A 23,483-nucleotide genomic window follows, 5' to 3' on the forward strand; every position below is an offset into this window, starting at 1 on the left:
GTTTTAGCCCTCCGAGGGTGCGAGGCGCTCAAGCTCCGCCTCGGTCGACTTGAGCAGGTCGTTCCAGGACGCCTCGAACTTCTCGACGCCCTCGTCCTCCAGCAGCTGCACGACCTCGTCGTACGAGATCCCGAGCTTCTCGACCGCGTCGAGCTCGGCGCGGGACTGCTCGTACGTCCCGGCCACCGCGTCGCCGCGGATCTCGCCGCTCTCCGCCGTGGCCTCCAGCGTGGCCTCCGGCATGGTGTTCACCGTGTTCGGCGCGACCAGCTCGTCGACGTACAGCGTGCTCTTGTACGCCGGGTCCTTCACGCCGGTCGAGGCCCACAGCGGACGCTGCTTGTTGGCGCCCGCGTTCTCCAGCGCGCTCCAGCGCCCGCCCGCGAAGACCTCCTCGTACGCCTGGTAGGCGAGGCGGGCGTTGGCGACACCGGCCTTGCCGCGCGCGGCCTTCGCCTCGTCGGTGCCGAGGGCGTCGAGGCGCTTGTCGATCTCGGTGTCCACGCGGGACACGAAGAAGGACGCCACGGAGTGGATCTTCGACAGGTCGAGACCCCGCTCCTTCGCCTTCTCCAGACCGGCCAGGTAGGCGCCCATGACCGCGCGGTAGCGCTCCAGCGAGAAGATCAGCGTCACGTTGACGCTGATACCGAGGCCGATGACCTCGGTGATCGCGGGCAGGCCCGCCTTCGTCGCGGGGATCTTGATCAGGGTGTTCGGGCGGTCCACCAGCCAGGCCAGCTGCTTGGCCTCGGCGACGGTCGCCGCCGTGTTGTGGGCCAGGCGCGGGTCGACCTCGATGGAGACCCGGCCGTCCTGGCCGCCGGTCGCGTCGAACACCGGGCGCAGGATGTCGGCGGCGTCACGGACGTCCGCCGTCGTGATCATGCGGATGGCCTCTTCGACGGTGACCTTGCGGGCGGCGAGGTCCGCGAGCTGCTGCTCGTAACCGTCACCGCTGCTGATCGCCTTCTGGAAGATCGACGGGTTGGTGGTGACGCCCACGACGTGCTGCTGGTCGATCAGCTCGGCGAGGTTGCCGGACGTGATGCGCTTGCGCGACAGGTCGTCCAGCCAGATCGCGACGCCCTCCTCGGAGAGGCGCTTGAGTGCGTCTGTCATGGAAATTGCATCTCCTACGTGTCGTGTATAGAGCGTCAGCGCTGGGCGGCCGCGAGGGATTCCTGGGCGACCGCGGCCACGTTCTCGGCAGTGAAGCCGTACTCCCGGAAGAGGACCTTGCCGTCGGCCGAAGCGCCGAAGTGCTCCAGCGAAACGATGCGACCGGCGTCACCGACATACTTGTGCCACGTGAGCCCGATGCCCGCCTCGACCGCGACTCGCGCCTTGACGGACGGCGGCAGAACGCTGTCCCGGTACCCCTGGTCCTGCTCCTCGAACCACTCCACGGACGGCATGGACACGACCCGAGTGGGCACACCCTGCGCCTGAAGCTGCTCCCGCGCCTCCACGGCCACATGCACCTCGGAACCGGTGGCGATCAGAATGACCTGAGCATCGCCGCCCTCGGCCTCGAACAGCACGTAACCGCCCTTGGCGGCACCCTCGTTGGCCTCGTACGTCGGCACACCCTGACGCGTCAGCGCGAGGCCGTGCGGAGCGCCCTTGCCGAACTCCTTGGTCCAGCGCTTGAGGATCTCGCGCCAGGCGATCGCCGTCTCGTTGGCGTCGGCCGGGCGGACCACGTTCAGACCCGGGATCGCGCGCAGCGAGGCGAGGTGCTCGATCGGCTGGTGCGTCGGGCCGTCCTCGCCGAGACCGATGGAGTCGTGCGTCCACACGTACGTCACCGGCAGGTGCATCAGCGCCGACAGTCGCACCGCGTTGCGCATGTAGTCGGAGAAGACGAGGAACGTGCCGCCGTAGATACGGGTGTTGCCGTGCAGCGCGATGCCGTTCATCTCCGCGGCCATGGAGTGCTCACGGATACCGAAGTGGATCGTGCGGCCGTACGGATTCGCCTCCGGCAGCGGGTTGTCCGCGGGCAGGAACGACGACGTCTTGTCGATCGTGGTGTTGTTCGAACCGGCGAGGTCGGCGGAGCCGCCCCACAGCTCGGGGATCACCGCGCCGAGCGCCTGCAGGACCTTGCCGGACGCGGCACGCGTGGCGACACCCTTGCCCGCCTCGAACACGGGAAGGTGCGACTCCCAGCCGGCGGGCAGCTCACCGGCGGCGATCCGGTCGAACTCGGCGGCCCGCTCGGCGTTGTTGTTGCGCCACTCCTGGAGCTGCTTCTCCCAGGCGGACCGGGCCTCACGGCCACGCTCGCCGAGAGCACGCGTGTGCTGGATGACCTCGGCGGCGACGTCGAAGCTCTTCTCCGGGTCGAAGCCGAGGACCTCCTTGGTGGCCGCTACCTCGTCCGCGCCGAGCGCCGAGCCGTGCGCGGCCTCGGTGTTCTGGGCGTTCGGGGCGGGCCAGGCGATGATCGAGCGCATCGCGATGAACGACGGCTTGTCGGTGACGGCCTTCGCGGCCTCGATCGCCGCGTACAGCGCGGCCGGGTCGAGGTCGCCGTTCTCCTTGGGCTCGACACGCTGCACATGCCAGCCGTACGCCTCGTACCGCTTGGTGACGTCCTCGGAGACGGCCGTCTCGGTGTCGCCCTCGATCGAGATGTGGTTGTCGTCCCACAGCAGGACCAGGTTGCCGAGCTTCTGGTGGCCCGCGAGGGACGAGGCCTCGGCGGAGATGCCCTCCTGGAGGCAGCCGTCACCGGCGATCACGAAGACATGGTGGTCGAACGGGGACTCGCCCTGCGCGGTCTCCGGGTCGAACAGACCACGCTCGTAGCGGGCGGCCATCGCCATGCCCACGGCATTGGCGACACCCTGGCCGAGCGGCCCGGTCGTCGTCTCGACGCCCTTGGTGTGCCCGTACTCGGGGTGACCCGGGGTCTTCGAACCCCAGGTGCGGAAGGACTGAAGGTCCTCCAGCTCCAGGCCGAAGCCCCCCAGGTACAACTGGATGTAGAGAGTCAGGGACGAGTGGCCCGCGGACAGCACGAAGCGGTCACGGCCGGTCCAGTCCGGGTCGGCGGGGTCGTGGCGCATCACCTTCTGGAAGAGGGTGTACGCGGCGGGCGCGAGGCTCATCGCCGTACCCGGATGGCCGTTTCCGACCTTCTGTACGGCGTCGGCGGCGAGGACGCGGGCGGTGTCGACGGCCCGCTGGTCCAGTTCGGTCCACGCGAGGTCTGTAGTGGTCGGCTTGGTGCTCACCCTGGGTCAGGGCTCCTCTCCACATGTTCTGGTGCCGGCGTTCTCAGGGCGCCGGCCGCAGTCGAGCCTACCCCCGTAACAACGCGCATTTTTTCGAGTCATTCCAGACTGCCGGGGCTATGTCCCGTCCGCCTCCCGACCAGTGGTTCCGCATGGTGAGACCAGGGGGTTCCGCTGTTCGACATCTGAATACGGAGCCGCTCATCCGACTGCTCAACCGAAGTGTGTTCGGGTCTTCGCGCGGGCCCTCCCAAACACGACCCGACCCCCTTGGAAGGCTGACTCTGGGCAACGTCTACAGTGGCGTGGTACGCGCGAGCCGTTACGGGGAGTTCACAACCGGAGGGCTTGCTGGGAGTCTCTGTCAGGGGTGTGCGTGACGGCCGTCGAATCCCGTCCACCGGGAGTGCTGGGCGCGAGCAACACGATCAGCAGCCGGGGTCAGCGGCCGTTCGGGGCCCGCGTCAAGGCGTTCGTGGCGCTGACGAAGCCGCGGATCATCGAGCTTCTGCTGATCACCACCGTGCCGGTGATGTTCCTGGCCGAACAGGGCGTCCCCGACCTCTGGCTGGTGCTCGCCACCTGCATCGGCGGCTACCTCTCGGCGGGCGGCGCCAACGCCCTCAACATGTACATCGACCGCGACATCGACGCGCTCATGGCGCGCACCTCGCAGCGTCCGCTGGTCACCGGAATGGTCAGCCCACGTGAGGGCCTCGTCTTCGGCCTCACCCTCGCCGTCGTGTCCACCGTCTGGTTCGGCGTCCTGGTCAACTGGCTGTCCGCCTGGCTCTCGCTCGGAGCGCTCCTCTTCTACGTCGTCGTCTACACGATGCTCCTGAAGCGGCGTACATCACAGAACATCGTCTGGGGCGGCATCGCCGGCTGCATGCCGGTCCTCATCGGCTGGTCCGCCGTGACGAACTCGATGTCCTGGGCCGCCGTCATCCTCTTCCTGGTCATCTTCTTCTGGACGCCGCCGCACTACTGGCCGTTGTCGATGAAGGTGAAGGACGACTACGCCCGAGTCGGCGTCCCGATGCTCCCGGTCATCGCCTCCAACAGGGTCGTGGCCCGCCAGATCGTCCTCTACAGCTGGGTCATGGTCGCGGTCTCCCTGATGCTGACCCCCCTCGGCTACACGGGCTGGTTCTACACGACGGTCGCCCTGGTGACGGGCGGCTGGTGGCTGTGGGAGGCCCACGCCCTCCAGAACCGGGCGAAGAGCGGCGCAACAGGCGCGAAGCTGAAGGAAATGCGCCTGTTCCACTGGTCGATCACATACGTGTCTCTGCTGTTCGTGGCGGTGGCCGTGGACCCGTTCCTGAGGTGAGCTCTTCTGCCGCGGGTTTCGTGGTCAAGGCCACGTAGCCCTGCCGTCGCCCCCCGCTCTACCCATCGGTAGCATCCTGACCATGGCAGACACCAAGCAGGTTGACGAGGCCAAGGACGCCAAGGCCGAGCGCAAGGCGGCCAAACTCGCGAAGCAGATCGGCACGTTCGCCAAGGCCCACGGCGGAGCCGAGGCCCAGGTCGCCTACATCGGCCAGCGCGGAGCCCGCATCGTGCTGGTCGGCGAGGACGGCGGCTGGGGCGACCTTGTGGCCCCCACCTACGCCGTCGCCGAGCAGGCCGTGAAGAAGGCCGGCGTCACGGTCCACGACGACTTCGACGGCGAGTTCGCGGCCAAGGTGAAGACCGGCCCGTACGAGTGGACGAGGATGGCCGGAATCCAGGTCGGCGGACCCGGCAACAGCAACACCTGAGACCGACTCACCCGTTAGGACCTGTGGGAGCACACGGGTCCAGCCACGGGGAGTCCGGATGATCGAAACGCTGTCCCTCGTGGACCAGTACTGCCACGGCGTACTGAGAACGGAGCTGGGCCTCGGCACCTTCGAGGCCCACCTCGCCCGCAGCGAGGGGCCGCCGGCCGCCGGTACCACCTTCTTCGACACCCAGACCGGCTTCGCCGTACGCCGCTGGTGTCCGCCCCTGCTCGGCCTTGAACCCCACTGCGCGCCGGCCCACTATCTGGCCCGGCGCCGCGAACTGGGCGTACTGGAGGCGGGCCGCAGACTGCTGCGGGGCAGCGGCATCACCACCTACCTCGTCGACACCGGGCTGCCCGGCGATCTCACCGGTCCGGCTGAGATGGCTTCCACGGGGGAGGCCGACGCCCACGAGATCGTCCGCCTCGAACTCCTCGCCGAACAGGTCGCCGACACCTCCGGCACCGTCGAGTCCTTCCTCGCCAATCTCGCCGAGTCGGTGCATGCCGCCGCCGCGCACACCGTCGCCTTCGCGTCGGTCGCGGGCGTACGGCACGGGCTGGCGCTCGCGCCCGAACCGCCGGGCCCGGGGGAGGTGCGGGGCGCCGCCGGACGCTGGCTCACCCACCGGCCCGTCGGCGGGAGCCTCACCGACCCGGTCCTCCTACGGCATCTGCTGTGGATCGCCGTCGCCTCCGGCCGCCCCCTCCAGCTCCACGCGGGCCTCGGCGAACCCGGTCTGCGCATCGACCGCACCGACCCCGCCCTGCTCACCGACTTCGCCCGCGCCACGGCGGGCCTCGGCACCGACCTGGTCCTGCTGCACGGCTACCCGTACCACCGCCACGCGGCCCATCTCGCCGAGGTCTTCCCGCACGTCTACGCCGACCTGGGCGCCGAGCTGGTCCGCACCGGCGCCCGGGCCGTCGCCGTACTCGCCGAGGTCCTGGAACTCGCCCCCTTCGGCAAGCTCCTCTTCTCCACCGGCGCCCACGGCCTGCCCGAGCTGCACGTGGTGGGGGCCCGGCTCTTCCGCGAGGCGCTGGCACGGGTGCTGGGGACCTGGGTGGCGGAGGGCGCATGGTCCCTGGGGGACGCACAGCGCGTGGCGGGACTGATCGCGGAGGGGAACGCGCGGCGGGTGTACGGGCTGGAATAGGCGGGTGTACGGGCTGGAGCCGCTGCCCAGAATCTCCGCATGACACACGAGATGACACACGAGATGACACACGAAGACGCGACCGGCCGGCTCCTCGGCCGTTTCCTCGCCGCGTTACGCGACCTGGCGCCCGTCGCCGTATGGGCGCACGGCTCGCTCGGCGGTGGCGACTACCAGGAGGGCCGCAGCGACCTGGACCTGATCGCGGTCCTGGACGGGCCGATCACACCCGGGACGGTCTGGCGGGTGGCACGGCTGCACGCCCGACTGGGCGCCGAGCCGCTCGCCCACAAGCTGCACTGCAGCTATCTGACGCCCGAAACCGCGGCCGACGTCGAGCGGCGACACCTCACCCGAGCCCGTGAGCGGCTCTTCAAGCGGCCGGTCGGTCTCGTCACCCGGCGCGAGCTGCACACCTTCGGCCTGGTCCTGCACGGCGACTCGCCCAAGGACTTGCTGCCGCCCGTGTCCGACCGCGATCTCGCCGAGTCCGTCGTCCAGGACCAGTGGGAGTGGCGGCTCGAACTCGGCAAGGTCGGCAACTGGACGAACGACCTCTGGGTCGACCTCGGGCTGCTCACCCACGCCCGTGCCCTGGTCACCCTCTCCGAAGGACGGCTGATCACCAAACGGGAGGCCCTGGACCTGCTGCCCACGCTGGGCGCGCCTGTCGAGGTGGTCGAGGACATCGAGCGGCGACGGTACGGGACCCCGGCCGGCCCGGTGCCGAGCGAGGAGTGGACCGCCCGCAGGAGCGCGCTGACCAGGGAGTACCTCGGACCGGCGATCGACGCCCTGGTACGGGCGTACGGCTGACCGGGGCGTACGGCTGACCGGGGCGTTCAGGCGCTCGTGCCGACCGGCGTTTCGGACGAGGCCACCGGAGCCGACTCGTCCGCCGCGGGCCGCTCACGCAGGGCCAGCAGGACTCGGAGCGTCGCGATCCACACCAGGCAGGAACCCAGCATGTGGGCGCCGACCAGGACCTCGGGGAGGTCGGTGAAGTACTGGATGTAGCCGATGACGCCCTGGGCGAGGAGGACCAGGAACAGCTCGCGGGTGCGGTTCAGCGGGACGCGCGGGGCGTCGACCGCCCTGAGGACGAACCACAGGGCGAAGGCGAGCGTCACCACGATCCAGGCCAGGACGGCGTGCAGCTTGGTGACGTTCTCCCAGTCCAGCGGGATGCGCGCGACTTCGCTCGAGTCACCGGCGTGCGGGCCCGCGCCGGTGACGACCGTGCCGACCGCGATCAGCAGGGCGGTCACGGCCACCAGGAACCACACCAGCTGCCGCACCGCCGCGCCGACCAGCGGACGCGCCTCGGTGTCGCCCTCGCGGGTCCGCTGCCACATCACCGTGGCGACGGCGATCAGCGCGGTGGAGAGCAGGAAGTGCGCGGCCACCGTGTACGGGTTGAGGCCGACCAGCACGACGATGCCGCCGAGCACCGCGTTGCCCATGACGACCCAGAACTGCGCCCAGCCCAGCTTGGTGAGGCTCCGCCGGTACGGCTTCTCCGAGCGCGCCGCGATGATCGCCCAGCCGACCGCCGCGCACAGGACGTACGTCAGCATGCGGTTGCCGAACTCGATGGCCCCGTGCAGGCCCATCTCCCGGGTCGCGGTGATCGAGTCGTCGGTGCACTTGGGCCAGGTCGGGCAGCCGAGGCCCGACCCGGTGAGCCGTACGGCACCGCCGGTGACCACGATGACCACCGCCATGACGAGCGCGGCGAGGGCCGCGCGCCGGACCGTTCTGGGGTCCGGGGTCCAGCGTTCGGCGATGAAGGCGAGCGGGTTGCGCGCAGCGGATACGACGTCGGCGCGGGTCACTTTTGGCACGGGCCCCATGGTAGGCCGCCGCTTGTGCACGTATTCACGAGGGGTCGGGCCGCCACTGTGACCTGCGGTTACTCCTTGGGGTTACTCCCAGCGGAAGAACCGCGCGGCCGCGCCCAGCCCGAGCACCGCCCAGACCGCCAGGATCCCCAGGTCGCCCCACGGCATTCCGGCGCCGTGCTGGAGTACGTCCCGCAGCCCGTCGGACAGCGCGGCGATCGGCAGCAGCCCGAGCACGCTCTGCGCCGCGTCCGGGAACTTGTCCAGCGGCACCACGACGCCACCGCCCACGAGCAGCAGCAGGAACACCAGGTTCGCCGCCGCCAGCGTCGCCTCCGCCTTCAGCGTGCCCGCCATCAGCAGACCGAGGCCGGAGAACGCCGCCGTACCGAGGACGAGGAGCAGCAGTACGGCCAGGGGGTTGCCGTGCGGGGACCAGCCCATCGCGAAGGCGATCACCGTGAGGAGGACCACCTGGAGGATCTCGGTGACCAGCACGGACAGTGTCTTGGCGGTCATCAGGCCCCAGCGGGGCAGGGGCGAGACCGCCAGCCGCTTCAGTACGCCGTACCGGCGCTCGAAGCCCGTGGCGATCGCCTGCCCCGTGAAGGCCGTGGACATCACGGCGAGCGCGAGGACGCCGGGGGCCAGGAAGTCGACGGCCTTCCCCTCGCCCGTGTCGACGATGTCCACGGAACCGAAGAGGGCCAGCAGAAGTGTCGGGATGACGATCGTCAGGAGCAGCTGCTCACCGTTGCGCAGCAGCATCTTCGTCTCCAGGGCCGCCTGTGCCGCGATCATGCGGGGGAGGGGGGCGGCGCCGGGCTTCGGCGTATGGATGCCGGTGGTCACGAGCGCAGCTCCTTGCCGGTGAGCTCCAGGAAAACGTCCTCAAGGGTGTGCCGCTCCACCGAGATCCTGTCCGGCATCACTCCGTGCTGGGCGCACCAGGACGTGACGGTCGCGAGGAGCTGCGGGTCGACCTTGCCGCTCACGCGGTACACGCCCGGGGTCAGTTCGACGGCGGTGGCGTCGGCGGGGAGCGCCTTCAGCAGGGAGCCGACGTCGAGGGCCGGGCGGCCGGTGAAACGGAGGGTGTTCTCGGCGCCGCCGCGGCACAGCTCCTCGGGAGTGCCCCGGGCTATGACCTTGCCGGCGTCGATGATCGCGACGTCGTCCGCGAGCTGCTCGGCCTCGTCCATGTAGTGCGTGGTCAGGATGACCGAGACGCCGTCGGCGCGCAGGTCCCGTACGAGGTCCCAGGTGGCCCGGCGGGCCTGCGGGTCGAGGCCGGCGGTCGGCTCGTCGAGGAAGACCAGCTCGGGGCGGCCGACCACGGCCATCGCGAGGGCGAGCCGCTGCTGCTGGCCGCCGGAGAGCCGCCGGTACGTCGTACGGCCGCAACTGCCGAGGCCCAGGCGCTCGATGAGGGCGTCCACGCCGAGGGGATGAGCGTGCAGCTTGGCCACGTGACGGAGCATCTCGTCGGCGCGGGCGCCGGAGTAGACCCCGCCGGACTGGAGCATCACGCCGATTCGCGGGCGCAGCGCGGCGGCCTCGCGGATCGGGTCGAGGCCGAGGACGCGGACCGTGCCCTCGTCCGGCTTCAGGTACCCCTCGCAGGTCTCGATGGTGGTCGTCTTGCCCGCGCCGTTCGGCCCGAGCACGGCGGTCACTCCCGCCCTGGCCGTCAGGTCGAGTCCGTCCACCGCGGTCTTCTCGCCGTACCTCTTCACCAGGGCCCGGACCTGGACCACGGGGTCGCTTCGCATGGGCCCGAGTCTAGGTACGCGACCGGGTGCCGAGGCGGCCGGGTCCGGAGAACTCCTCCTCACGGGGCCGGTGCACAGGGAGCCAACGCTCGGCGTACGCCACCGCGTCGGCCACCGGGAACAGCCGTACGTCCGCCGCGCCCACCTTGCCTCGTACGACCGGGCGGTCGCGTTCGAAGTCGTGGCCCAGTTCGTCGAACCGGTCCTCGTCGATCGACACCTCGGTCACCATTTCCCAGCCGTGCGGGCCGGGGCGGCCCACCTCCACCAGCGGTGCGGGGATCCGGTACTCGGCCAGGTGGAAGCTGGTGCAGGCGTCGTAACCGGCGCTCAGCAGGAGTACCCGGGCCCCCTCCTCCTCCAGCCGGGCCAGAGGGCTGCGCTCGCCGAGGCGGCAGTCCGTCGCGTGGCCCTCGATGATCGCCGCTGCGCGCGGGCCGATCGCCGCGAAGGACGTCTGGGGGTGCGCGCTGCGCAGAGCGCCCGGCCAGGTGCGCACCGTCTCGGGGATCAGGCCGACGCCGCGGGTGGGTGTGGTGCGCGGGTCATAGGCGGGCATGCTCGCGCGGATCGGCTCCCACCACTCCTCGGGTACCGGCGGATGCGCCCACAGCGCCGGATCCGAGAGGTCGCCGGACTGGGTGGGCACCACCAGGGTGCCGTCCGGGCCGAGCGCGTCGAGCAGTCCTCGGACGACCGCGACGGCGCCTCCGCAGACCCAGCCGAGCGAGCTGAGCGAGGAGTGGGCGAGGAGGGTCTCGCCGGGGTTGACACCGAGGGCGCGTAGGTCTGCGGTTAAGCCCGACGAGGTGACAAGAGGGCCGGTGGGACGGGCTGTCGACATGGTGGGGGAGTCTTCCGGAGCTGCCCTCGCGGCGCCACCCATTTGATCGATCAAAGATCATTCCCGCAGGTCAGGTTAGCTTTACCTAAGTGATGCAAGGCACCGTCCCGGGCCGCGGACGCGGCTTGCCCGGCTCTGAGGAATTACGCAACAATGGCGTTGTGAAAAACGTCGGTGAGGCTCCGCAGGAGGAACTCGCGACCGGTGAGCGCTCTACGCGCAACCGTGTCGCGCGGTCGATCCTGGACCACGGCCCGTCGACCGTGTCCGACCTCGCGGGGCGCCTCGGGCTGACCCAGGCGGCCGTCCGCCGGCACCTCGACGCACTGGTCGCCGACGATGTCGTACAGCCGCGTGAGCAGCGGGTCTATGGCGCACGCACGCGCGGGCGGCCGGCCAAGGTGTTCGCCCTCACCGCCTGTGGGCGCGACGCCTTCGACCAGTCGTACGACAAGCTCGCCGCGGACGCCCTGAAGTGGATCGCCGAGCGTGAGGGCGGGGAACAGGCGGTCGCCGCCTTCGCCCGCGCCCGGATCGCCGCCCAGGCGGGCGCGTACCGCAAGGCCGTCGAGGCGGTCGGCCCCGAACAGAAGACCGAAGCCCTGGCCAAGGCCTTGAGCGTCGACGGGTACGCTGCTACGGCGCGCAGCGCTCCCCACCCCCACAAGGGTGAGCAGCTCTGCCAGCACCACTGCCCGGTAGCCCATGTCGCCGAGCAGTTCCCGCAGCTCTGCGAGGCCGAGACCGAGCTCTTCGCCGAATTGCTCGGTACGCACGTCCAGCGGCTGGCCACCATCGCCCACGGTGACGGTGTCTGCACGACGTTCATCCCCAGAGTTTCCAAGACAGCCACCAACGCATCTGCAAGCACGGCCGGGAGGAACCCCGCATGACTCTCCCCATCGAGGAGACCGCCCACCCTGAGCTCGAGGGCCTGGGTAAGTACGAATACGGCTGGGCGGACTCCGACGAGGCCGGTGCCGCTGCGAAGCGCGGTCTGAGCGAGGAGGTCGTCCTCGACATCTCCGGCAAGAAGTCCGAGCCGGAATGGATGACCAAGCTGCGCCTCAAGGGCCTGAAGCTCTTCGCGAAGAAGCCCATGCCGAACTGGGGCTCGGACCTGTCGGGCATCGACTTCGACAACATCAAGTACTTCGTGCGCTCCACGGAGAAGCAGGCGGAGTCCTGGGAGGACCTGCCCGAGGACATCAAGAACACCTACGACAAGCTGGGCATCCCGGAGGCGGAGAAGCAGCGTCTCGTCGCCGGTGTCGCGGCCCAGTACGAGTCGGAGGTCGTCTACCACCAGATCCGCGAGGACCTGGAGGAGCAGGGCGTCATCTTCCTCGACACCGACACCGCGCTGAAGGAGCACCCGGAGCTCTTCAAGGAGTACTTCGGCACCGTCATCCCGGCCGGTGACAACAAGTTCGCCGCGCTGAACACCGCCGTGTGGTCGGGTGGGTCGTTCATCTACGTGCCGAAGGGCGTGCACGTAGAGATTCCGCTCCAGGCCTACTTCCGTATCAACACGGAGAACATGGGCCAGTTCGAGCGGACGCTGATCATCGTCGACGAGGACGCCTACGTCCACTACGTCGAGGGCTGCACGGCGCCGATCTACAAGTCGGACTCCCTGCACAGCGCGGTCGTCGAGATCATCGTCAAGAAGGGCGCCCGCTGCCGTTACACGACCATCCAGAACTGGTCGAACAACGTCTACAACCTGGTCACCAAGCGTGCCGTCGCCTACGAGGGCGCGACCATGGAGTGGGTCGACGGCAACATCGGCTCCAAGGTGACGATGAAGTACCCGGCCGTCTACCTGATGGGCGAGCACGCCAAGGGCGAGACCCTCTCCATCGCCTTCGCGGGCGAGGGCCAGCACCAGGACGCCGGCGCCAAGATGGTCCACATGGCCCCGAACACGTCCTCCAACATCGTGTCGAAGTCCGTGGCACGCGGTGGCGGCCGTACCTCGTACCGCGGTCTCATCGAGATCGGCGAGGGCGCCCCGGGCTCCAAGTCGAACGTGCTGTGCGACGCGCTGCTCGTCGACACCATCTCCCGTTCGGACACGTACCCGTACGTCGACGTCCGCGAGGACGACGTGTCCATGGGCCACGAGGCGACCGTCTCCAAGGTCTCCGAGGACCAGCTCTTCTACCTGATGAGCCGTGGTCTGAGCGAGGACGAGGCGATGGCGATGATCGTGCGCGGCTTCGTCGAGCCCATCGCGAAGGAGCTGCCCATGGAGTACGCCCTCGAACTCAACCGGCTGATCGAGCTGCAGATGGAGGGCGCGGTCGGCTGAGGCTCAACCGCCCTTCCCATCAAGCCACTTACGTAGGAAAGAGAGCAGAACGACAGCCATGGCTGAGGCCCAGAACATCCCGGTGGGTTCCACCACCGCCGGCTCGATCGCGGTGGCCGCCGAGTCGACCGTCGCCACGCGCATGAGCGCGCCCCCGTCCTTCGACGTGGCGGACTTCCCCGTGCCGCACGGCCGCGAGGAGGAGTGGCGGTTCACCCCGCTGGAGCGCCTGCGCGGGCTGCACGACGGCACCGCCGTCGCCACCGGCGACGGCCTGAAGGTCGACGTCCAGGCCCCCGAGGGCGTCACCGTCGAGACCGTCGGCCGTGACGACGCGCGCCTCGGCAAGGCCGGCACCCCGGTCGACCGCGTCGCCGCCCAGGCGTACTCGGCGTTCGAGAAGGCCGGTGTGATCACCGTCCCCAAGGAGACGGTCCTCACCGAGCCGATCCGGATCGCCGTGCAGGGTGAGGGCGGCACCGCCTTCGCCCACCAGGTGATCGAGCTGGGCGCCTTCGCCGAGGCCGTCGTCGTCATCGACCACACCGGTGACGCCGTGCTCGCCGCCAACGTCGACTACATCCTGGGCGACGGCGCCAAGCTGACCGTCGTCTCGGTCCAGGACTGGGACGACAAGGCCGTGCACGTGGCCCAGCACAACGCCCTCGTCGGCCGGGACGCCTCGTTCAAGTCGGTTGTGGTCACCTTCGGCGGCGACGTCGTACGGCTGCACCCGCGCGTCCAGTACGCCGGCACCGGTGGCGAGGCCGAGCTGTTCGGCCTGTACTTCACCGACGCCGGCCAGCACCAGGAGCACCGCCTCCTGGTCGACCACAACACCCCGCACTGCAAGTCGAACGCCGTCTACAAGGGCGCGCTCCAGGGCGACAACGCCCACGCGGTGTGGATCGGCGACGTGCTGATCGAGGCCAAGGCCGAGGGCACGGACACCTACGAGATGAACCGGAACCTGGTTCTGACCGACGGTGCCCGGGTCGACTCGGTGCCGAACCTGGAGATCGAGACCGGCGAGATCGTCGGCGCGGGTCACGCGAGCGCGACCGGCCGCTTCGACGACGAGCAGCTCTTCTACCTGATGGCCCGCGGCATCCCGGCCGAGGAGGCCCGCCGCCTCGTCGTCCGCGGCTTCTTCGCCGAGCTGGTCCAGCAGATCGGCATCGACGACATCGAGGAGCGCCTTCTCGAGAAGATCGACGAGGAGCTGGAGGCGTCGGTCTGATGGCCACCTTCGACCGTGCCCGTTTCATTCGGGCCTGCGGGCTGAGCGAGCTGGAGGAGGACACCCCGAAACGGGTGGAACTCGACGGCACGCCGGTCTCGGTCGTAAAGACCGAGGGCGAGGTGTTCGCCATCTACGACATCTGCTCCCACGCGAACGTCTCGCTCTCCGAGGGCGAGGTGGAGGACTGCCAGATCGAGTGCTGGCTGCACGGTTCCAGCTTCGACCTCCGCACCGGCAAGCCGTCCGGCCTTCCCGCGACGCGCCCCGTCCCCGTATACCCCGTAAAGATCGAAGGGGACGACGTGCTCGTCTCCCTCACCCAGGAGTCCTGAGGCACCCATGGCAACGCTTGAAATCCGAGACCTGCACGTCACCGTCGAGGCCGACAACGCCACGAAGGAGATCCTCAAGGGCGTCGACCTCACCGTGAAGCAGGGCGAGACGCACGCCATCATGGGCCCCAACGGCTCCGGCAAGTCGACCCTCGCCTACTCGCTCGCCGGTCACCCGAAGTACACGATCACCGGCGGCACCGTGCTGCTCGACGGCGAGGACGTCCTGGAGATGTCCGTCGACGAGCGCGCCCGCGCGGGCCTGTTCCTGGCGATGCAGTACCCGGTCGAGGTTCCCGGTGTGTCCGTGTCGAACTTCCTGCGTACGTCCGCCACCGCCATCCGCGGCGAGGCCCCCAAGCTGCGCACCTGGGTGAAGGAGGTCAAGGAGGCCATGCAGCGCCTCAACATGGACCCCTCCTTCGCCGAGCGCAACGTCAACGAGGGCTTCTCCGGCGGTGAGAAGAAGCGCCACGAGATCCTCCAGCTCGAACTGCTCAAGCCGAAGGTCGCCATCCTCGACGAGACCGACTCCGGCCTCGACGTCGACGCGCTCCGGGTCGTCTCCGAGGGCGTCAACCGCGTCCGCGAGACCGGCGAGGTCGGCACCCTGCTGATCACGCACTACACGCGCATCCTGCGCTACATCAAGCCCGACCAGGTGCACGTCTTCTCCGGCGGCCGGATCGTCGAGTCCGGCGGCGCCGAGCTCGCCGACAAGCTGGAGGAAGAGGGCTACGAGGCATACACGAAGGGTGGCGCATCCGCGTGACACAGCTGCCGGGCCTCCTCGACACCGAGGCGATCCGCAAGGACTTCCCGATCCTGGACCGACTGGTCCACGACGACCGGAAGCTCGTCTACCTGGACAACGCGGCGACCTCGCAGAAGCCGCGCCAGGTGCTGGACGCCCTGAGCGAGTACTACGAGCGCTACAACGCCAACGTCCACCGCGGTGTGCATGTGCTCGCCGAGGAGGCCACGGCGCTGTACGAGGGTGCGCGCGACAAGGTCGCCGCGTTCATCAACGCGCCCAGCCGCGACGAGGTGATCTTCACCAAGAACGCCTCCGAGTCGCTGAACCTCGTGGCGAACATGCTCGGCTGGGCCGACGAGCCCTACCGCGTGGACTCCGAGACCGAGATCGTCATCACGGAGATGGAGCACCACTCCAACATCGTGCCGTGGCAGCTGCTCGCGCAGCGCACGGGCGCGAAGCTGAAGTGGTTCGGCCTGACCGACGACGGCCGTCTCGACCTCTCCAACATCGACGAGATCATCACGGAGAGGACGAAGATCGTCTCCTTCGTGCTGGTGTCGAACATCCTGGGCACGGTCAACCCGGTCGAGACGATAATCCGCCGCGCGCAGGAGGTCGGCGCGCTGGTCTGCATCGACGCCTCCCAGGCCGCGCCGCACATGCCGCTGGACGTGCAGGCGCTCCAGGCCGACTTCGTGGCCTTCACCGGCCACAAGATGTGCGGCCCGACCGGTATCGGCGTCCTCTGGGGCCGCCAGGAGCTCCTTGAGGACCTGCCTCCGTTCCTCGGCGGCGGCGAGATGATCGAGACCGTGTCGATGCACTCGTCGACGTACGCTCCCGCCCCCCACAAGTTCGAGGCGGGCACCCCGCCGATCGCGCAGGCGGTCGGGCTGGGCGCGGCGATCGACTACCTGAACTCGATCGGCATGGACAAGATCCTCGCCCACGAGCACGCGCTCACCGAGTACGCGGTGCGGAGGCTCGCGGAGGTCCCGGACCTGCGCATCATCGGCCCCACCACGGCCGAGGACCGGGGCGCGGCGATCTCCTTCACGCTCGGCGACATCCACCCGCACGACGTGGGCCAGGTCCTCGACGAGCAGGGCATCGCCGTCCGGGTCGGCCACCACTGCGCCCGGCCGGTCTGCCTGCGCTACGGAATTCCTGCGACCACGCGAGCGTCGTTCTATCTGTACTCCACGCCGGCCGAGATCGACGCTCTGGTGGACGGCCTGGAGCACGTACGGAACTTCTTCGGCTGACGGGACGAGCGATCGCATGAAGCTGGACTCGATGTACCAGGAAGTCATCCTGGACCACTACAAGAACCCGCACGGGCGTGGTCTGCGCGATGGCGACGCCGAGGTACACCATGTGAACCCGACGTGCGGCGACGAGATCACGCTACGCGTGAAGTACGACGGCACGAAGATCGAGGACGTCTCGTACGAGGGCCAGGGCTGCTCGATCAGCCAGGCCTCGGCCTCCGTACTGAACGACCTGCTCGTCGGCAAGGACCTGGCCCAGGCGCAGAAGATCCAGGAGACCTTCCTGGAACTGATGCAGTCCAAGGGGAAGATCGAGCCGGACGACGCGATGGAGGACGTTCTGGAGGACGCCGTCGCGTTCGCCGGAGTCTCCAAGTACCCGGCCCGGGTCAAGTGCGCCCTCCTGAGCTGGATGGCGTGGAAGGACGCGACGGCCCAGGCCCTGGGCGGAGCCGACGCCGAAAGGAAGACGGCATGAGCGACACCGTGGAGATGAAGCCGGCCTCCGAGGAGGAGATCCGCGAGGCCCTGTACGACGTCGTCGACCCCGAGCTGGGCATCGACGTCGTCAACCTCGGCCTCATCTACGGCATCCACATCGACGACGCGAACATCGCGACGATCGACATGACCCTGACCTCCGCGGCCTGCCCGCTGACGGACGTCATCGAGGACCAGGCCAAGTCCGCCACGGACGGCCTCGTCAACGAACTCCGCATCAACTGGGTCTGGATGCCCCCGTGGGGCCCCGACAAGATCACCGACGACGGCCGCGAGCAGCTTCGGGCGCTCGGGTTCAACGTCTGAGATCCACCGGACACTTGGCTGTGGCCCCCGGCGTAAGACGCCGGGGGCCACAGCCATGTTCAGGGTGACGACCGCTCAGGAGGAGAAGGCCTTCGTGAGCTGGAAGGTCGAGTCGGCGAGGTAGTACTGATTGTGGTCGTAGCGGTCCAGGCGGAGCTGGAAGTTGCGGTGGCGGACGAAGTGGCCGGGGTAGTTGACCGACTCCAGCATCACCGTGCCCGACGTGTAGGAGCGGGGGCAGAAGGTGGCGTCCTGCTTGAACAGGTCCGAGCCGTCGTTGCTCGCCGCGCGCAGCACGAAACTCTGGTGGCGCACATAGCGGCCGTCCGCCATGCGGAAGGAGTAGCAGGAGGAGTTCGCGAGGCCGGAGACCAGCTTGAAGGAGGAGTCCTCCCTGGTCTCGCTTCCACTGCCGGAACTCACCTGGTCCAGCTGGATCCCGCCGCTGCGCAAGTGCCAGTACCGGTCCGGGTAGTTGACGGACCGTACGGACTTCCAGTCGGCGGACGTGGACGGCGGCCTCTTGGTGGGCGTCGTCGACTTCGACGGCTTGGCCGTCGGCTCGCCGCCCTGCTCGCTCCCGGACGAGTCGGAGTCCTCGGAGCCCGAGGAACCCTTTCCCGAGCCCTCGTCCTTGCCGTCCTTCGACGCGTCCGCGGAGTCCTGTGGCTCGGACAGACCGCTCTTCCCATCCGGAGGCGTGGTCGCGGTGGGCGGCGTCGAGGGCAGGGTGAGGGCGGGGATCCCCGGCTCGGCGGCCGAGGTGGTCCGGTCGATCCGATTCTGTGACGCGTCGTCATCGCGCGAGTTCTGCAAGGTGATCGCCGTGACGCAGGAGGAGACGACGGCCAGCGCCAGGGCGCCGGCCAGCCAGAGGCGGCGCGTGCCCGGTATGCGGGTGTCGTCGGGGGCTACACCTGTTTCCCACACCTTCGCGGATCTGAGCACGGGAAGGTTGGGCGTGGTCTGGTCCGGATCAGGTCCGGGCTTTTTTGGCGGCATGCGCGGTTCCCTCGGCGTCGCCGAAGCGGACGCGAATTCGTCATGCGGATCGATGGTGGAGTCAGCTTCACCGATGCGAGAACGTTGCGGTCGTCACGCATCCGGGAGATTGACCGTTGAAACAGTAGTGGACAAGTGGTGTCCGTGGAGTGGTTTCAGTCAGCGCTTCCATAACGGAACGGCCCCGAAAGGACGCGTTGTTGGGGCCTCGTGACACGTGTAGAGGGTGAAACGGGGATATGTGCGGCCGTACGCACCATGTGTACGGCCGTACGCATCATGTGTACGCTCGTACACATGGGATTTCTGTTGCTCATCGGCGCGATAGCCGCCGAGGTCGCCGCCACCACCGCCATGAAGTACAGCGACGGGTTCAGCAAGTTGTGGCCCTCGCTGGTGACCGCCGTCGGCTACATCGTCTCGTTCGTGCTGCTCGCCCAGGCGCTGAAGTCGATGTCGATCGGTACGGCGTACGCGATCTGGTCCGGCGTCGGTACCGCCACCGTCGCCGCGCTCGGTCTGGTGCTGTTCGGGGAGGGGCTGAGCCTCGCCAAGGTCGCCGGGATCGTGCTGATCATCGCCGGAGTGGTGGTGCTGAACCTGGGAGGCGCCCACTGATGGCCCGGCGCTACGACCCGGAGCGACGGCAGCGGATCATCGACGCGGCGATCCGGGTGGTCGGCGAGAGGGGCATCGCCGGGCTGAGTCACCGCACCGTCGCCGCCGAGGCGGACGTACCGCTCGGCTCGACGACGTACCACTTCAAGGACCTCGACGATCTGCTGGTCGCCGCGCTGCGGCAGGCCAACGAGGGCTTCGCGAAGTCGGTCGCCGCGCGTGCCGCCCTGCAGGACCCCGACACCGACCTCGCCGCCGACCTCGCCGCGCTGGGACGTGAATGGCTCTCCGGTGACCGTACGGGCATCGAGGTCGAGTACGAGCTCTACCTCGCCGCCCTGCGCCGCCCCGCCCTCCGCCCCGTCGCCGACGAGTGGGGCCGGGGTTTCGCCGACTGCCTCGCCGGCCGTACCGATCCTGTGACCGCGCGGGCACTGGTCGCGCTGATCGACGGGATCTGTCTGCAGGTGCTGCTGACGGGGGCGCAGTACGACGAGGAGTACGCGCGGGAGGTGCTGGCACGGGTGATTCCCTGAGAACCCGGTGGCGACGAGCAACCCGGGCGCCGGAGAGAACCCGGTGGCGACGACCGTGAACCTTCCTCCGCCCATCGGGGAACAGGGGGGTGACAGGAACACGGCCGAGCGCGGGGAGAGCCTCGTGACAAGCAGGGTCGTGCGCGAGAGCACGGGGGACTGGCTGCCCCAAAGCCGATCGCCGAAGCAGGTGAACGACTTCCTGGCCACCCTGCCCGCCGACGGCGAGGGGACGCTGAAGTCCCTGCGTGAGTGGAACGCCGTTCCCGACGCCGACGGCACGGATCAGGCCGAGCGGGACTACGCCGAGATCGCGGCCCTCCTGGAAGCCGACGCCCAGCCGGTGAAGGGGCTCGCGAGTCTCTACCGCGCCCTCGCCACCGTGCCCGGCGGCACCGTCGTCGACCACCAGGTCGAGTACGGGTACGGGAAACGAGCCGTGGCCCTGAGCTACCCCGGCCGCCTGGACTCCCCGAACGCCCCCGAGAACGCCACGACCGAGTGGCTGCTCGACCCGGAAACATACCGGGTGGTGGGCCGACGTTCGCTCGTCGGGGGTGAGCTGCGAAGCAGCGTCTCGGTGGTGACCAGGGTGGTGGTGCACGAGGAGTCCGAGGAAGGGGCACGCCGGAGCGGCTGACCACTCCCCGAAACGGGCGGCCCGCGCCATTGGGGGGACGCGGGCCGCCCGTACCTTGAGGCGCCTCCCGCCGCTGGTTGGCCCGCACCCTGAGACGCCCCCGCCGCTGGTTGGCCCGCACAGCCCCGGGACAGTTAGGTTGCCCCCATGACCGACACGACTGCACCTCGCACCACCGGCGCCGTGGCCGCCGGCCTCGCCACGATCGCCGCCGACGGCACCGTTCTCGACACCTGGTTCCCCGCGCCCGCACTCGTCGCCGAGCCGGGCCCGTCCGGCACGGAGCGGCTCTCCGCCGAGCAGGCCTCCGAGCTGCTCGGCGGCGGCGCGACCGCGGCCCTCGGTCCGGACACGCGCCGGGGCGTCGAGGTCGTCGCGGTCCGCACGGTCATCTCCTCCCTCGACGAGAAGCCGATCGACACGCACGACGCCTACCTGCGTCTGCACCTGCTCTCGCACCGCCTGGTCAAGCCGCACGGCCAGAGCCTGGACGGCATCTTCGGCCTCCTCGCCAACGTCGCCTGGACCTCGCTGGGCCCGGTCGCCGTCGACGACATCGACAAGGTCCGTCTGAACGCCCGTGCCGAGGGCCTGTACCTCCAGGTGACGTCCGTCGACAAGTTCCCGCGCATGACGGACTACGTGGCCCCCAAGGGCGTCCGTATCGCCGACGCGGACCGCGTGCGGCTGGGCGCCCACCTCGCCGAGGGCACCACGGTCATGCACGAGGGCTTCGTCAACTTCAACGCCGGCACCCTCGGCACGTCGATGGTCGAGGGCCGCATCTCCGCCGGTGTCGTCGTCGGCGACGGCTCGGACATCGGCGGCGGCGCCTCCACCATGGGCACCCTCTCCGGTGGCGGCAACGTCATCATCTCCATCGGCGAGCGCTGCCTGATCGGCGCCGAGGCGGGCGTCGGCATCGCCCTCGGCGACGAGTGCGTGGTCGAGGCCGGCCTCTACGTCACCGCCGGTACCCGCGTCACCATGCCCGACGGCCAGATCGTCAAGGCCCGCGAGCTCTCCGGTGCCTCCCACATCCTCTTCCGCCGCAACTCGGTCACCGGTGCCATCGAGGCCCGCCCGAACAACGCGGTCTGGGGCGGCCTGAACGAGATCCTGCACAGCCACAACTGACCATCGGCGGCCGTGACCTGCGGCCGCCGAATCGATCAATGCTCTGACCTGCTGTTGAGCTGTCGGCAGTTGTCGACGTTGGTCATCATTGAGCGCCCTTCCACGGCCCCAGGACGGCCCGGGAGGGCGCTTGTGCGTTGGGGGAGACCCTCCCCATGGTGGGGGGTTCGCTTCCCGGCGGCTGGTCAGGCGCTTAGAAGATGCGGGCATAGCCCTGGCATTCGGCCGGAGCTGCTGTCATTCGTTCCGCCGACGGCCGGGCAAGTCCGCTGGCATACAACGGCGTTGCCGTCACCGCTGCTGTCACTGCCGTGGTGGCACACTTGGCCAGCCGTTGATCCGGCGGCGGCTTCGCTCCTGCGGGCGATCATTGAGAGTTGAGCCGTGTCCGGGCCGTACGGAGCGACCGGTGAAGCCGGTGGCGTGACTCAGAGGTGCGCGTGGAGTCGTGGCGCGGAGCCGCGCCTGTGGGAAACCCCCGCCGGCTCCGCCTGCGGCTGTTCTCCGCCGGTGCCCAAGTGGTCACCACCGGCCCGCCGCCGCACTCTTCGCCTCGCGAAGCATTGGCCTTTCACCAGCGTGATCACAGTCACCCTGGCACGGCTGGTACTCCAGTTGCAGTTCGCTATCGCCGCTGGTCAGGAGCCTGTTTCCGAGTGTAGCGAGCTGACGGTCCGTCATGTGGCGGGAGTTCGTGACCGGCGGTGCGCGATCGCTGTTGTTCTGATCGTGCAAGAAGATGTGTGCCCTGATGTGTGGGCGGGAGAGCTGGACGAGGTGCTGTTGCGGGTTGGCCACCGGTTCGGGCGGGCTGATCTTCGGCGGCGGATGCGGGACTACGTGCGGGCATTGCTTGGGCCTGTTGGTCGGAAGAACAGCTGGCAGCTTGCTGAGTACACAGGTCACAGTGCGCCTCATGGGTTCCAGAACCTTCTCAGCCGTGCACTGTGGGACGCGGACTCAGTCCGCGACGACGTGCAGGCGTATGTGGTCGAGCGGCTTGGCGAGCCTGACGGTGTGCTGGTCATCGACGAGACAGGGTTTTTGAAGAAGGGCGACACGTCGGCCGGCGTGCAACGGCAGTACTCAGGCACTGCGGGACGCACCGAGAACTGCCAGGTCGCGGTTTCGCCGCGTATGCCTCCCGACGGGGCCGGACGCTGGTGGACAGGGAGTTGTATCTGTCGAAGTCCTGGACGTCCGACCGTGAGCGGTGCCGGGCGGCAAAGGTGCCGGACAGCCGTGGTTTCGCCACCAAGACCGAGCCGGCCCGGACTCTGGTCGCCCGGGCGCTGGCCTCGCCGCTGCCCATCTCCTGGGTGACCGCGGATGCCCTCTACGGTCAGGACTGGCACTTCCGCCGCATGCTTGAGGAAGCCGGCCTCGGATTCGTCGTGGCAGTGCCGAAGTCGCAGCAGATCAAGTCCCTCGCCGGCTGCTGGCGCATCGAGCAGCTCATCGGCGACGCACCCGACGATGCATGGGAGCGGCTCTCGTGCGGGGAAGGCGCCAAAGGTCCCCGCCTATATGACTGGGCAGCCGCTCAGCTTCCCGCCGTCCCGTTCTTCGACGGCGACGAGCCCAGCCATCACAGGTGGGTCATGGCCCGCCGTAGCATCTCGCGTCCGGACGATATCGCCTACTACCTGGCCCATGCTCCCACAGGCACCTCCGTCGGCGAGCTGGTCGAGGTCGCAGGAAGCTGCTGGGCCATCGAAGCCTGTTTCCAGAGCGCGAAGAACGAGTGCGGCCTGGACCAGTACGAGGTCCGCCGGTACATCGGCTGGTACCGGCACATCACACTGGCCATGCTCGCCCACGCCTTCCTCGCCGCTATGGCCGCCAAGGGCGGAACGGAAAGGGGGGCCGCAGAAACGGATCAGCCCTCGCGCCCCTCGCCTTGGCAGAAATCCGAAGGCTCATGGCAACTTGCCGCCCCAGGGCAGGACACCACCGGCACATTGATCAGGTACTGACATGGTCCCAGTGGCGGCGCCGTCACCAGGCAACTGCCAGACGCTGCCACTACAAGCGTCGCACCGCCGGTCGCGAACTCCCGCCACGTGACGGACCGTCAGCTCGCTACACTCGGAAACAGGCCCCTGGCCAGCGGGATAGCGAACTGCAACTGGAGTACTAGAAGCGCCGCACGCCGCTCAGACCCGATAATCTGACGACACGCCAGACACG

At 69.0% G+C, this 23,483-nt stretch carries 23 protein-coding genes and 1 pseudogene; 17 read left to right on the top strand and 7 right to left on the bottom strand.

All coding sequences use genetic code 11. The features are described 5' to 3' along the window. Positions 1 to 3: 3 nt before the first annotated feature. Entirely contained in the window at positions 4 to 1,122 is a 1,119-nt protein-coding gene (gene tal / locus CES90_RS23295; protein WP_189783651.1) for a transaldolase, read from the bottom strand. A gap of 35 nt (positions 1,123 to 1,157) precedes the next feature. Then, positions 1,158 to 3,245, bottom strand: coding sequence for a transketolase (tkt, locus tag CES90_RS23300; RefSeq protein WP_189783652.1), 2,088 nt, complete (start codon positions 3,243 to 3,245; stop codon positions 1,158 to 1,160). Positions 3,246 to 3,621: 376 nt separating this feature from the next. Here tkt and CES90_RS23305 point away from each other — a divergent pair, with 376 nt between their 5' ends. The 4 genes from CES90_RS23305 (at position 3,622) to CES90_RS23320 (ending at position 6,992) form a co-directional block, all read left to right on the top strand. Further along, the gene (locus CES90_RS23305; protein ID WP_189783653.1) at positions 3,622 to 4,578 is read left to right on the top strand and encodes a heme o synthase; all 957 of its coding nucleotides are present in this window, start codon (positions 3,622 to 3,624) and stop codon (positions 4,576 to 4,578) included. 82 nt (positions 4,579 to 4,660) lie between these two features. Beyond that, positions 4,661 to 5,011, top strand: coding sequence for a hypothetical protein (locus CES90_RS23310; protein ID WP_189783654.1), 351 nt, complete (start codon positions 4,661 to 4,663; stop codon positions 5,009 to 5,011). Between the two features lie 58 nt (positions 5,012 to 5,069). After that, a complete protein-coding gene (locus CES90_RS23315; RefSeq protein WP_189783655.1) occupies positions 5,070 to 6,176 on the top strand; it encodes an amidohydrolase family protein in 1,107 nt (368 codons plus the stop codon). 39 nt (positions 6,177 to 6,215) lie between these two features. After that, entirely contained in the window at positions 6,216 to 6,992 is a 777-nt protein-coding gene (locus tag CES90_RS23320; protein ID WP_229913901.1) for a nucleotidyltransferase domain-containing protein, read from the top strand. A gap of 26 nt (positions 6,993 to 7,018) precedes the next feature. Here the strand turns inward: CES90_RS23320 and CES90_RS23325 are convergent, their stop codons facing one another. The 4 genes from CES90_RS23325 to CES90_RS23340 form a co-directional block, all read right to left on the bottom strand. Next, positions 7,019 to 8,029 carry a COX15/CtaA family protein gene (locus CES90_RS23325; RefSeq protein ID WP_189783656.1) on the bottom strand — a complete coding sequence of 337 codons (1,011 nt, stop codon included), beginning with the start codon at positions 8,027 to 8,029 and terminating at the stop codon, positions 7,019 to 7,021. A gap of 72 nt (positions 8,030 to 8,101) precedes the next feature. Beyond that, positions 8,102 to 8,818, bottom strand: coding sequence for an ABC transporter permease (locus CES90_RS23330; RefSeq protein ID WP_189783806.1), 717 nt, complete (start codon positions 8,816 to 8,818; stop codon positions 8,102 to 8,104). Positions 8,819 to 8,865: 47 nt separating this feature from the next. After that, entirely contained in the window at positions 8,866 to 9,789 is a 924-nt protein-coding gene (locus tag CES90_RS23335) for an ABC transporter ATP-binding protein (protein WP_189783657.1), read from the bottom strand. 10 nt (positions 9,790 to 9,799) lie between these two features. Continuing rightward, complete coding sequence (locus tag CES90_RS23340) at positions 9,800 to 10,633, bottom strand: aminoglycoside N(3)-acetyltransferase (protein ID WP_189783658.1); 834 nt, start codon at positions 10,631 to 10,633, stop codon at positions 9,800 to 9,802. Between the two features lie 161 nt (positions 10,634 to 10,794). Between CES90_RS23340 and CES90_RS23345 the strand changes: the two genes are divergently transcribed. Genes CES90_RS23345 through CES90_RS23380 form a run of 8 tightly spaced genes read left to right on the top strand, consistent with a single transcriptional unit; the run spans position 10,795 to position 17,360 of the window. Then, positions 10,795 to 11,526, top strand: coding sequence for a helix-turn-helix transcriptional regulator (locus tag CES90_RS23345; RefSeq protein ID WP_189783659.1), 732 nt, complete (start codon positions 10,795 to 10,797; stop codon positions 11,524 to 11,526). Further along, complete coding sequence (gene sufB, locus CES90_RS23350) at positions 11,523 to 12,947, top strand: Fe-S cluster assembly protein SufB (protein WP_189783660.1); 1,425 nt, start codon at positions 11,523 to 11,525, stop codon at positions 12,945 to 12,947. The genes CES90_RS23345 and sufB overlap by 4 nt, the downstream gene beginning before the upstream one ends. A 58-nt stretch (positions 12,948 to 13,005) precedes the next feature. After that, on the top strand, positions 13,006 to 14,187 hold the full coding sequence (gene sufD / locus CES90_RS23355; RefSeq protein ID WP_189783661.1) for a Fe-S cluster assembly protein SufD: 1,182 nt from the start codon (positions 13,006 to 13,008) through the stop codon (positions 14,185 to 14,187). Beyond that, complete coding sequence (locus CES90_RS23360) at positions 14,187 to 14,522, top strand: non-heme iron oxygenase ferredoxin subunit (RefSeq protein ID WP_189783662.1); 336 nt, start codon at positions 14,187 to 14,189, stop codon at positions 14,520 to 14,522. Before sufD ends, CES90_RS23360 begins: the two co-directional genes overlap by 1 nt. Before the next feature lie 7 nt (positions 14,523 to 14,529). Beyond that, positions 14,530 to 15,294: a Fe-S cluster assembly ATPase SufC gene (gene sufC / locus CES90_RS23365; protein WP_189783663.1), complete on the top strand. Its 765-nt coding sequence runs from the start codon at positions 14,530 to 14,532 to the stop codon at positions 15,292 to 15,294. Continuing rightward, the gene (locus tag CES90_RS23370; protein ID WP_189783664.1) at positions 15,291 to 16,547 is read left to right on the top strand and encodes a cysteine desulfurase; all 1,257 of its coding nucleotides are present in this window, start codon (positions 15,291 to 15,293) and stop codon (positions 16,545 to 16,547) included. The genes sufC and CES90_RS23370 overlap by 4 nt, the downstream gene beginning before the upstream one ends. A 16-nt stretch (positions 16,548 to 16,563) precedes the next feature. Next, a complete protein-coding gene (gene sufU / locus CES90_RS23375; RefSeq protein ID WP_189783665.1) occupies positions 16,564 to 17,031 on the top strand; it encodes a Fe-S cluster assembly sulfur transfer protein SufU in 468 nt (155 codons plus the stop codon). Next, the gene (locus tag CES90_RS23380) at positions 17,028 to 17,360 is read left to right on the top strand and encodes a metal-sulfur cluster assembly factor (RefSeq protein WP_055514975.1); all 333 of its coding nucleotides are present in this window, start codon (positions 17,028 to 17,030) and stop codon (positions 17,358 to 17,360) included. Before sufU ends, CES90_RS23380 begins: the two co-directional genes overlap by 4 nt. A 75-nt stretch (positions 17,361 to 17,435) precedes the next feature. On the opposite strand, the gene CES90_RS23385 is transcribed toward CES90_RS23380, so the two are convergent. Further along, on the bottom strand, positions 17,436 to 18,362 hold the full coding sequence (locus CES90_RS23385; protein ID WP_189783666.1) for an AbfB domain-containing protein: 927 nt from the start codon (positions 18,360 to 18,362) through the stop codon (positions 17,436 to 17,438). A gap of 297 nt (positions 18,363 to 18,659) precedes the next feature. Here CES90_RS23385 and CES90_RS23390 point away from each other — a divergent pair, with 297 nt between their 5' ends. The 5 genes and pseudogenes from CES90_RS23390 to CES90_RS23410 all read left to right on the top strand — a co-directional run bounded on the left by CES90_RS23390 (position 18,660) and on the right by CES90_RS23410 (position 23,269). Next, the gene (locus CES90_RS23390; protein WP_189783667.1) at positions 18,660 to 18,980 is read left to right on the top strand and encodes a DMT family transporter; all 321 of its coding nucleotides are present in this window, start codon (positions 18,660 to 18,662) and stop codon (positions 18,978 to 18,980) included. After that, a complete protein-coding gene (locus CES90_RS23395; RefSeq protein ID WP_189783668.1) occupies positions 18,980 to 19,516 on the top strand; it encodes a TetR/AcrR family transcriptional regulator in 537 nt (178 codons plus the stop codon). Before CES90_RS23390 ends, CES90_RS23395 begins: the two co-directional genes overlap by 1 nt. 124 nt (positions 19,517 to 19,640) lie before the next feature. Further along, positions 19,641 to 20,156 (top strand): hypothetical protein, encoded by a 516-nt coding sequence (locus tag CES90_RS23400; protein WP_189783669.1) that lies wholly within the window; start codon positions 19,641 to 19,643, stop codon positions 20,154 to 20,156. Between the two features lie 147 nt (positions 20,157 to 20,303). Then, positions 20,304 to 21,293 carry a 2,3,4,5-tetrahydropyridine-2,6-dicarboxylate N-succinyltransferase gene (gene dapD / locus CES90_RS23405; RefSeq protein ID WP_189783670.1) on the top strand — a complete coding sequence of 330 codons (990 nt, stop codon included), beginning with the start codon at positions 20,304 to 20,306 and terminating at the stop codon, positions 21,291 to 21,293. Between the two features lie 741 nt (positions 21,294 to 22,034). Continuing rightward, positions 22,035 to 23,269 (top strand): annotated as a pseudogene (locus CES90_RS23410) (IS701 family transposase). Positions 23,270 to 23,483: the final 214 nt, after the last annotated feature.

It is taken from the genome of Streptomyces capitiformicae, from assembly GCF_002214185.1.
Taxonomy (GTDB): domain Bacteria; phylum Actinomycetota; class Actinomycetes; order Streptomycetales; family Streptomycetaceae; genus Streptomyces; species Streptomyces capitiformicae.